General features: G+C 70.1%; 9 protein-coding genes. 6 read left to right on the top strand and 3 right to left on the bottom strand.

The annotated features are described in order from the left end of the window. On the bottom strand, positions 1-1,371 hold a 1,371-nt coding region (gndA, locus tag DI269_RS02785; RefSeq protein ID WP_198667094.1), incomplete at its 3' end, for an NADP-dependent phosphogluconate dehydrogenase. Positions 1,372-1,553: 182 nt separating this feature from the next. Between gndA and DI269_RS02790 the strand changes: the two genes are divergently transcribed. The 4 genes from DI269_RS02790 to DI269_RS02805 all read left to right on the top strand — a co-directional run bounded on the left by DI269_RS02790 (position 1,554) and on the right by DI269_RS02805 (position 5,429). After that, positions 1,554-2,918, top strand: coding sequence for a cystathionine beta-synthase (locus DI269_RS02790; protein WP_112133616.1), 1,365 nt, complete (start codon positions 1,554-1,556; stop codon positions 2,916-2,918). 71 nt (positions 2,919-2,989) lie between these two features. Further along, on the top strand, positions 2,990-3,637 hold the full coding sequence (locus DI269_RS02795; RefSeq protein ID WP_112133609.1) for an SRPBCC family protein: 648 nt from the start codon (positions 2,990-2,992) through the stop codon (positions 3,635-3,637). A 55-nt stretch (positions 3,638-3,692) separates the two neighbouring features. Beyond that, positions 3,693-4,070: an ArsR/SmtB family transcription factor gene (locus DI269_RS02800; RefSeq protein ID WP_112133610.1), complete on the top strand. Its 378-nt coding sequence runs from the start codon at positions 3,693-3,695 to the stop codon at positions 4,068-4,070. 162 nt (positions 4,071-4,232) lie between these two features. Further along, positions 4,233-5,429 carry a glycosyl hydrolase family 18 protein gene (locus DI269_RS02805; RefSeq protein WP_112133611.1) on the top strand — a complete coding sequence of 399 codons (1,197 nt, stop codon included), beginning with the start codon at positions 4,233-4,235 and terminating at the stop codon, positions 5,427-5,429. Between the two features lie 74 nt (positions 5,430-5,503). On the opposite strand, the gene DI269_RS02810 is transcribed toward DI269_RS02805, so the two are convergent. Continuing rightward, positions 5,504-6,307 (bottom strand): MHYT domain-containing protein, encoded by an 804-nt coding sequence (locus DI269_RS02810; RefSeq protein WP_198667095.1) that lies wholly within the window; start codon positions 6,305-6,307, stop codon positions 5,504-5,506. Positions 6,308-6,639: 332 nt separating this feature from the next. Further along, a complete protein-coding gene (locus DI269_RS02815; protein ID WP_112133613.1) occupies positions 6,640-8,301 on the bottom strand; it encodes a fumarate hydratase in 1,662 nt (553 codons plus the stop codon). A 270-nt stretch (positions 8,302-8,571) separates the two neighbouring features. Here DI269_RS02815 and rpsF point away from each other — a divergent pair, with 270 nt between their 5' ends. Further along, positions 8,572-8,862: a 30S ribosomal protein S6 gene (gene rpsF / locus DI269_RS02820; protein WP_112133614.1), complete on the top strand. Its 291-nt coding sequence runs from the start codon at positions 8,572-8,574 to the stop codon at positions 8,860-8,862. 39 nt (positions 8,863-8,901) lie between these two features. After that, positions 8,902-9,369, top strand: a 468-nt coding sequence (locus DI269_RS02825; protein ID WP_112133615.1) for a single-stranded DNA-binding protein, incomplete at its 3' end; no start/stop codon positions are given.

Genomic DNA, 9,369 nt, shown 5'->3' on the forward strand with positions numbered 1-9,369 from the left:
GACGCGCTTGTACGTGTGCGCGCCGAAGAAGTCCCGCTGGCCCTGGATGAGGGCCGCCGGGAGGCGGCGCGAGCGCAGGCCGTCGTAGTACGCCAGCGCCGACGAGAACCCCGGAGTGGGGATGCCGGCGAGGGCGGCGGTGGCGACGACGCGACGCCAGGCGTCCTGGGCGTCGGTGACGATCTTGGTGAACTCGGGCGCGGCCAGGAGGGTCGGGAGCTCCGGGTCGGAGCGCCAGGCCTCGGTGATGCGGTCGAGGAAGCGGGCGCGGATGATGCAGCCGGCGCGCCACAGGGCCGAGCAGGAGCCGAGGTCGATGCCCCAGTCGTATTCGGCGGAGGCGGCGGCGATCTGGTCGAAGCCCTGCGCGTAGGCGACGATCTTGGAGGCGTAGAGGGCCTGGCGGACGTCCTCGACGAAGGTCTCCGGGTAGTCGGTCTTCGCGGTGGGCCCGGTGAGGAGGTCGACGGCGCCTTCGCGCTGCTTGACGCCGGAGGAGAGGGCGCGGGCGAAGGTGGCCTCGGCGATGCCGGTGACGGGGACGCCGAGGTCGAGGGCGTTCTGGACGGTCCAGCGTCCGGTGCCCTTCTGTCCGGCCTGGTCGACGATGACGTCGACGAGGGGCTTGCCGGTGGCGGCGTCGACGTGGCCGAGGACTTCGGCGGTGACCTCGATGAGGTAGGAGTCGAGTTCGCCGGCGTTCCATTCGGCGAAGATCTTGGCGAGGTCGGCGGGTTCGATGCCGACGCCGCGGCGCAGGAGGTCGTAGGCCTCGCCGATGAGCTGCATGTCGGAGTACTCGATGCCGTTGTGCACCATCTTGACGAAGTGCCCGGCGCCGTCGGGGCCGAGGCGGGTGCAGCAGGGGGTGCCGTCGGGGGCCTTGGCGCTGATGGCTTCGAGGATGGGGCCGAGGGTCTCGTAGGACTCCTCGGAGCCGCCGGGCATGATCGCGGGGCCGAGGAGGGCGCCTTCCTCGCCGCCGGAGACGCCGGTGCCGACGAAGTGGAGGCCCTTGTCCCGCAGGGCGGCTTCGCGGCGGCGGGTGTTCTCGAAGTGGGCGTTGCCGCCGTCGATGATCATGTCGCCGGGTTCCATGAGGGCGGCGAGCTGGTCGATGACGGCGTCGGTGGCGGGCCCGGCCTGGACCATGATCATGGCCTTGCGGGGGCGCTTGAGGGAGGCGACGAAGTCGGCGAGCTCTTCGGAGGGGACGAAGGCCCCTTCGTCGCCGTGCGCGTCGATCAGCTCGGTGGTCTTGGCGTACGTGCGGTTGTAGACGGCGACGGTGAAGCCGTGCCGGGCGAAGTTGCGTGCCAGGTTGGAGCCCATGACGGCCAGCCCGACCACGCCGATGTCGGCGGTGCTCATGCCTGTCTTCTCCCTACGTTGCGAAAGAGGTGTGCGCCCCGATTCTCGCCGGTCGGCCCGGCGCGGGAGGCACCACCGCCGATCGTATCCACGTCTCGGGACGTGCACGGGGCGTTGGCGGGGCGCGAATCGCGGGCCGCGGACCCGGGGGTGCGCCGGTGGGGAGGCTCTAGGCTGTGGGCATGCAGTACTACGAATCCGTTCTCGGCCTCATCGGCGACACCCCGCTGGTGAAGCTGGGCGCCGTCACCGACGGCGCGCCCGCGACCGTCCTGGCGAAGGTCGAATACCTGAACCCGGGCGGGTCCATCAAGGACCGCATCGCCCAGCGCATGATCGACGAGGCCGAGGAGTCCGGGGCGCTGAAGCCGGGCGGGACGATCGTGGAGCCGACTTCCGGCAACACGGGCGTGGGCCTGGCGATGGTGGCGCAGCAGCGCGGCTACAAGTGCGTGTTCGTGTGCCCGGACAAGGTGTCCGAGGACAAGCGGAACGTGCTGAAGGCGTACGGCGCGGAGGTCGTGGTGTGCCCGACGGCGGTGGACCCGGAGGACCCGCGCTCCTACTACAAGGTGTCTGACCGGCTGATCCACGAGATCGAGGGGGCGTGGAAGCCCGACCAGTACTCGAACCCGGCGAACCCGGCGTCGCACTACGCGCAGACCGGGCCCGAGATCTGGGAGCAGACCGACGGGAAGATCACGCACCTGGTCGCGGGGGTCGGCACGGGCGGGACGATCACCGGGATCGGGCGGTACCTCAAGGAGGTCTCCGGCGGGAGGGTGCAGGTCGTGGGGGCGGACCCGGAGGGGTCGGTGTACTCGGGCGGGACGGGCCGGCCGTACCTGGTCGAGGGCGTCGGCGAGGACTTCTGGCCGTCGAACTACGACCGGGAGCTGGCCGACCGGATCGTGGAGGTCACGGACGCGGAGTCGTTCGCGATGACGCGGCGCCTGGCCCGCGAGGAGGGCCTGCTCGTGGGCGGCTCGGCGGGCATGGCCGTCGTCGGCGCCGTGGCGGTCGCCAAGGACGCGAAGCCCGGCGACGTGATCGTGGTGATCCTCCCCGACGGGGGCCGCGGCTACCTGTCGAAGATCTTCAACGACTCGTGGATGACCGAGTTCGGGTTCCTCGGCGGCTCCGGGGAGACGACCGTCGGCGAGGTTCTGGCGGGGAAGAACGGGGACATCCCCGAGCTCGTCCACGTGCACCCGCAGGACACGGTGCGCGAGGCGATCGACATCATGCGCCAGTTCGGGGTGAGCCAGATGCCGGTGCTCAAGGCGGAGCCGCCGGTGACCTCGGGCGAGGTCGCGGGCGCGGTCGCCGAGCGCGACCTGATGGACGCCCTGTTCGGGGGGAAGGCGACGCTGCACGACCCGATCGAGCGGCACATCGGCGCGCCCCTGCCGACGATCGGCTCGGGCGAGCAGGTCGAGCGGGCCGTGCAGGCGCTCCAGGACCGGGACGCGCTCATGGTGTTCGCCGAAGGCAAGCCGGTCGGGGTGCTGACGCGGCAGGATCTGCTGGGGTACGTGGAGCGCTGATCCCGGCGAATCGTTGACGGACCGACCCGCACCCTCCTAGTATAAGTAGCAACTTATATTAGGAGGGGAACATGTTCGATGCCGTAGACCCGATCGAGGCCGTCAAGGCGGTCACCCGGGAGGTCCGCACCGGCGAGCGCGACGGGAAACCGACGAAGCTGGTGGTCGCGCGGCGCGTCTACCGCGCCGACCGGGCGGACGTCTGGGACGCCGTCACCAGCCCCGAGCGCGTCCCGCGCTGGTTCCTGCCGCTGAGCGGGGACCTGAAGCCCGGCGGCCGCTACCAGCTCGAAGGGAACGCCTGCGGCGTCGTCGAGCGCTGCGACGCCCCCGCCGACCTGGCCGTGACCTGGGAGTTCGGGGGCGGACTGTCGTGGGTCGAGGTGCACCTGAGCGAGGACGGCGGCGGCACGCTGCTCGAACTCGTCCACGAGGCCCCGGTCGACCCGGAGTTCTGGGGGCAGTTCGGCCCCGGGGCGGTCGGGATCGGCTGGGACTCGGCGCTGTTCGGCCTCGACCTGCACCTCGCCGGCGGCGAGGACGTCGACCAGGCCGAGGCCGAGAAGTGGGCGGTCGGCCCCGTCGGAGTCCGCTTCTCCACGATCGCGGGCGAGTCCTGGGGCGCGGCGGCGGTCGCCGCGGGCGACGAGCCCGAGGCCGCGCAGGCCGCCGCCGCGAACGCGATCAAGTTCTTCACGGTGCCGCCCGAGGGGGCCTGAGGGGCTCGGCATAATGGCGCGGTCCCTGCCGCGAAGTCGTTGAGAGTGAGGCCCGATGTCGGACCCGGTATTCGACGCGCTCGGCGACCCGGTGCGGCGGCGGATCATGGAGCTGCTCGCCGAGGGCGAGGCGTCCGCCGGGACCGTGGCCGCGCTCCTCAAAGAAGCGTTCGGTATCTCGCAGCCCGCGGTCTCCCAGCACCTGAAGGTGCTCCGGGAGGCCGGCCTGGTGACGGTGCGCGCCGAGGGGACCCGGCGGATCTACGCGGTCGACGAGGCGGGCCTGGCCGCGGTGCGGGCCTGGCTGGAGCGCTTCGCGGGCGCCTTCGCCGGGCCGCTCGACGCCCTGGAGACCGAGCTCGCGCGAGGCAGGCGCGAACGGCGGCTTCAGGGAACGACCGACGAGGTCCGCAGGCGCCGCGGCGCCGCGTAGCGAACAGTAAGGAGTCCGACTCGTTCGGTTGCACGGCTTGAACATCAGGCCCGCAAACCGGGCGAGTCGGATTTTTCTGCGCCCCGAACCCTTGACAACCGCCGTGATGACCGACACGATGAGGGATATTCAGTTAGGAATCTTTAAATATATGGAGGTCCCTTGCGACGCCTACGCACCGCGGCGGTCATCGCCGCCTCCGCCCTCGTCACCGGTGCCGCGATCGCGGTGCCGATCGCGTTCGCTCAGAACGCCTCCGCCCAGGCCGTCTGCGAAGGCGCCGCCTGGCAGAGCAGCGCGATCTACGTCGGCGGCGACCGCGTGAGCCACCAGGAGCGCGAGTACCGCGCCAAGTGGTGGACCACCGGCGAGACCCCCGGCACCACCGGCCAGTGGGGCGTCTGGGAGGACCTCGGCGCCTGCGACGGCGCCGAGCCGCCCACCAGCGCCGAGCCCACCGAGGAGCCGACCGAGGAGCCCACCGGCAACCCCGGCAACGGCGAGCGCCTGCTCACCGGCTACTGGCACAACTTCGACAACGGCTCGGGCGTCATGGAGCTGAGCGCCGTGCCCGCCGCGTACGACATCATCGCGGTGGCCTTCGCCGAGTCCACGACCACGCCCGGCCAGATCGACTTCGCGCTCGATTCGAGCCTCACGAACGCCGGGTACACCGAGGCCGAGTTCAAGGCCGACATCGACGCGATCCAGGCCGCGGGCCGCGAGGTCGTCATCTCGGTCGGCGGCGAGCGCGGGAACGTCACGATCAACAGCGCGGCGACCTCCGCCGCGTTCGCGAACTCCGTGGTCGCTCTCATGAACGAGTACGGCTTCGACGGCGTCGACATCGACCTGGAGCACGGCATCGACGCCGGCGCGATCGAGACCGCGCTGCGCCAGGTGAGCAGCGCGAAGCCCGGCTTCACGTACACGATGGCGCCGCAGACGATCGACTTCCAGTCCACCTCGGGCGGGTACTACCAGCTCGCGGTGAACACCAAGGACATCCTGACGATCGTCAACATGCAGTACTACAACTCCGGGACCATGCTCGGCTGCAACGGGCAGGTCTACGCGCAGGGCGACATCGACTTCCTGACCGCGCAGGCGTGCATCCAGCTCCAGGCCGGGCTCGCCCCGTCCCAGGTGGGCCTCGGCCTGCCGGCCGTCCAGTCCGCCGCGGGCTCGGGGTACGTCAACCCGACGATGGTCAACGACGCGCTCACCTGCCTGGAGACGCGCACGCGCTGCGGCGATTTCGTTCCCTCCCAGGCGTACCCGGGCATGGGCGGGGCCATGACCTGGTCGATCAACTGGGACAAGACGAACGGCTACAACTTCGCCGACACCGTCGGCTAGAGGCTTTTCCCTCCCTGCAAGCGATCCGGCCCCGCTCATCACGCGAGCGGGGCCGGTTCGCGTCCCGTCGGGAGTCAGTAGCGCGGGGGCTTGCGGCCGGCGACCGGGCGGTCGGTGGTGCGGCGCTGGAGCGAGGAGAGGTGCTCGTCGGCGCGCAGCTCCTCGTCGGTGGGGACCATGACGACGGTGAAGACCAGGAACAGCAGGACGATCGCGGTGAGCGTGGCCATCGGGAAGACCAGGTCGACGGCGTCGACGCCGTGCAGCGGCTCGTCGGAGTCGCCGGCGGTCCGCACGCCGAGCATCCCGGTGTAGTGCATGAGGTTCACCGCGAGGGCCATGACGGCCGCGGCCAGCCACATCGCCGAGGCCCGCTGGAGTCGCCAGGAGAGCCACAGCGCGGTCGTGGCGGCGGCGATCGCGACGACGACGGACGCGATGACGTATTCGAGCCGGTAGGTGAGGGCGACGTCGGCGCTGACGGCGGCCATGCCGGTGTAGTGCATGGCGGCCACGCCGATCCCGGTGAGCGTCCCGGCGACCGCGAGCTTGAGCGGCGAGTAGCGGCCGAGGCCGATCGCGAACAGGCCGCAGGCGACGACGGCGACGGCGATCAGGGCGCTGAGCGCGGTCGTCCACGGGTCGTAGAGGATGCGGGCGTCCCGGACGGTGAAGCCGAGCATGGCGACGAAGTGCATGACCCAGATGCCGGTGCCGCCGATGGCGAACGCGGCGAGGAGGAGCCAGAGCGCGCGCCGGCTCGCCTGGGCGTGGCGGCGGGCGTGCTTGGCGAGGAGGAGGCCCAGGGCGGAGCCGGTCATGGACACCAGGAAGGCCACCGGGAGGGTGGTGTACCCGTGGGAGAAGTGTTCGATCATCGCGGCTTCCGGAGGGGAGGTACGGAGCAATAGGGAGGATCGGATCGTATCCGTCATCAGGTGGTTTCACAGTCCTTGCGAATTGCCCAGATTTGTGTTCTCCCAACGGTTTTATGGGCTTTCGAGGTTCGCGCGGCATCGCCCGAAAACGCTCGCAAGTGCACAGGGGCGACAGCGGCGGGGCGCGAATTTCACCGAGCGGCCGGAGAAGTCTGACCGCGCGCACTGATCCGGACAAGCGTTGTGCGCTGCCTCACAGTTCACATCAGTTCCCAAGGGGCACAACAGAAAAGGCCGCCGACCCGAACGGTCGGCGGCCCTCTCGTCAAGTCTTATGTGACGGTGATGTGCCGGCGGCGGCCCACCGTGAGGACCGGCTGGCGGGTGGCCTCGTAGAAGTCGTTGCCCTTGTCGTCGACGACGATGAACGCCGGGAAGTCCTCGACCTCGATCTTCCAGACCGCCTCCATGCCGAGCTCGGGGTACTCCAGGACCTCCATGGCCTTGATGTTCTCCTGCGCGAGCTTCGCGGCGGGCCCGCCGATCGAGCCGAGGTAGAAGCCGCCGTGCGCCTTGCACGCGTTCGTGACGCGGTCGGAGCGGTTCCCCTTGGCGAGCATGACGAACGAGCCGCCCGCGGCCTGGAACTGGTCGACGTAGGAGTCCATGCGCCCGGCGGTGGTCGGCCCGAAGGACCCCGACGCGTAGCCCTCGGGGGTCTTCGCGGGCCCGGCGTAGTAGACCGCGTGGTCCTTGAGGTACTGCGGCATCGGCTCGCCCGCGTCGAGGCGCTCCTTGATCTTGGCGTGCGCGATGTCGCGGGCGACGACGAGCGTCCCGGTCAGGGACACGCGGGTCTTCACCGGGTACTTGGAGAGCTCGGCGCGGATCTCGGTCATCGGCCGGTTCAGGTCGATGCGGACCACGTCGTCTTCGAGGTCGTCCTCGCGGACCTCGGGCACGTACCTGCTCGGGTCGCGCTCCAGCTGCTCCAGGAACACGCCCTCGGCGGTGATCTTGGCCATGGCCTGGCGGTCGGCCGAGCAGGAGACGGCGATGGCCACCGGCAGCGACGCGCCGTGGCGCGGGAGCCGGATCACGCGCACGTCGTGGCAGAAGTACTTGCCGCCGAACTGGGCGCCGATCCCGAACTGGCGGGTCAGCTCCAGGACCTCCTGTTCGAGCGCGACGTCGCGGAAGCCGTGCCCCAGCGGGGAGCCCTCGGTCGGCATCGAGTCGAGGTACTTCGTGGAGGCGTACTTCGCGGTCTTGAGCGCGGACTCGGCGCTGGTGCCGCCGATGACGATCGCCAGGTGGTACGGCGGGCACGCGGCGGTGCCGATCTGGCGGAGCTTCTCCTCCAGGAAGCGCATCATCGCGTCCGGGTTGAGGATCGCCTTCGTCTCCTGGAACAGGAACGACTTGTTGGCCGAGCCGCCGCCCTTGGCGATGAACTGGAACTTGTACGCGTCGTCGCCCTCGGCGTACAGGTCGATCTGCGCGGGCAGGTTCGAGCCGGTGTTCTTCTCGTCCCACATGGTCAGCGGGGCCATCTGGCTGTAGCGCAGGTTGAGGTCGCGGTAGGCCTGCCACACGCCGCGAGACAGGTGCTCGGCGTCGCGGCCGTCGGTGAGGACGTGCCGGCCCCGCTTGCCCATGACGATCGCCGTGCCGGTGTCCTGGCACATCGGCAGGACCATCCCGGAGGCGATGTTCGCGTTCTTGAGCAGGTCCATCGCCACGAACCGGTCGTTGCCGCTGGCCTCGGGGTCGTCGAGGATGGAGCGCAGCTGCGTGAGGTGCGCGGGCCGCAGGAAGTGGGAGATGTCCTTCACCGCTTCGGCGGCGAGCTGCGTGAGGACCTCGGGCTCCACGGTGAGGAAGCGCCGTCCGGCGGCCTCGAACGTGCTCACCCCGTCCGTCGTGAGCAGGCGGTACTCGGTGGTGTCCGGGCCGGTGGGAAGCAGGTCCGTGTACTGGAACTCCGATGTCACGCCTCCAAACTTAGCGCGGCCCCCCGCGCGGGGCGGGAGCGGCGCGGGCGCCTGTGCGAACCGGACTCCCGGCGCGATTCGGTGCGGTGTCGGACCGCGGGCTGTCGCACCCGGCGGGTAGCGTCACACCAGGGGCGGAGCGGCCCGGCCGCACCACCCCTCAGCAGGTACGATTGCCAGGTTGCCCACCGCGAGGTGGGCGGCGCGCAAGTGATTCCTCCTGCTGCGGAGAGACCGCAGCCGATTGAGACCGAAGGAGGTGGAGCGATCTTGCGGCACTATGAACTCATGGTGATCCTCGAACCCAACCTCGAGGAAGCCCAGGTCGGCCCGACGCTGGAGAAGTTCCTCAAGGGCGTCAAGGACGCCGGGGGAGCCGTCGACAAGATCGACGTCTGGGGCCGTCGCCGTCTCGCTTACGAGATCAACAAGAGCAACGAGGGCGTCTACGCCGTCGTCGACCTGCAGTCCGAGCCCGGTCCCGTCGCTGAGATGGACCGCCAGCTTCGGCTCAGCGAGTCGGTGCTGCGGACCAAGGTGCTGCGACCGGAGCTTCGGTAACCCGACCCTGCAACTGCGAGACCGTCAAGGAGATAGGTCATGGCAGGAGAGACAGTCATCACGGTTATCGGCAACCTCGTCGACGACCCCGAACTGCGTTACACGCCGTCCGGTGCCGCCGTCGCGAAGTTCCGCATCGCATCGACCCCGCGTGCATTCGACAAAGAGACGAATGCGTGGAAAGACGGTGAGGCGTTGTTCCTCACCTGCAGCGTCTGGCGCCAGTACGCCGAGAACGTCGCCGAGTCGCTGTCGCGCGGTACCCGCGTGATCGTGCAGGGCAGGCTCAAGCAGCGCAGCTACGAGACCCGCGAGGGCGAGAAGCGCACTGTGTACGAGCTCGACGTCGAGGAGGTCGGCCCCGCGCTGCGGTTCTCCACCGCGAAGCTCAACCGGTCCGGCGCCTCGGGCGGCGGCGGTGGCGGCGGCCGCTCCTTCGGGGGCGGCGGCGGTGCCGCTGCCGGCGGCTCGATGCCCGACGACCCCTGGGCCTCCGCGGCCCCGGCC

Origin of the sequence: Glycomyces dulcitolivorans (assembly GCF_003265355.1) — a bacterium.
Taxonomy (GTDB): domain Bacteria; phylum Actinomycetota; class Actinomycetes; order Mycobacteriales; family Micromonosporaceae; genus Glycomyces; species Glycomyces dulcitolivorans.

Bases quoted from the DNA above. Each gene is read 5' to 3' on its own strand.
- DI269_RS02790 (WP_112133616.1), top strand. From the start codon at position 1,554: ATGCAGTACTACGAATCCGTTCTCGGCCTCATCGGCGACACCCCGCTG.
- DI269_RS02795 (WP_112133609.1), top strand. From the start codon at position 2,990: ATGTTCGATGCCGTAGACCCGATCGAGGCCGTCAAGGCGGTCACCCGG.
- DI269_RS02800 (WP_112133610.1), top strand. From the start codon at position 3,693: ATGTCGGACCCGGTATTCGACGCGCTCGGCGACCCGGTGCGGCGGCGG.
- DI269_RS02810 (WP_198667095.1), bottom strand. From the start codon at position 6,307: ATGATCGAACACTTCTCCCACGGGTACACCACCCTCCCGGTGGCCTTC.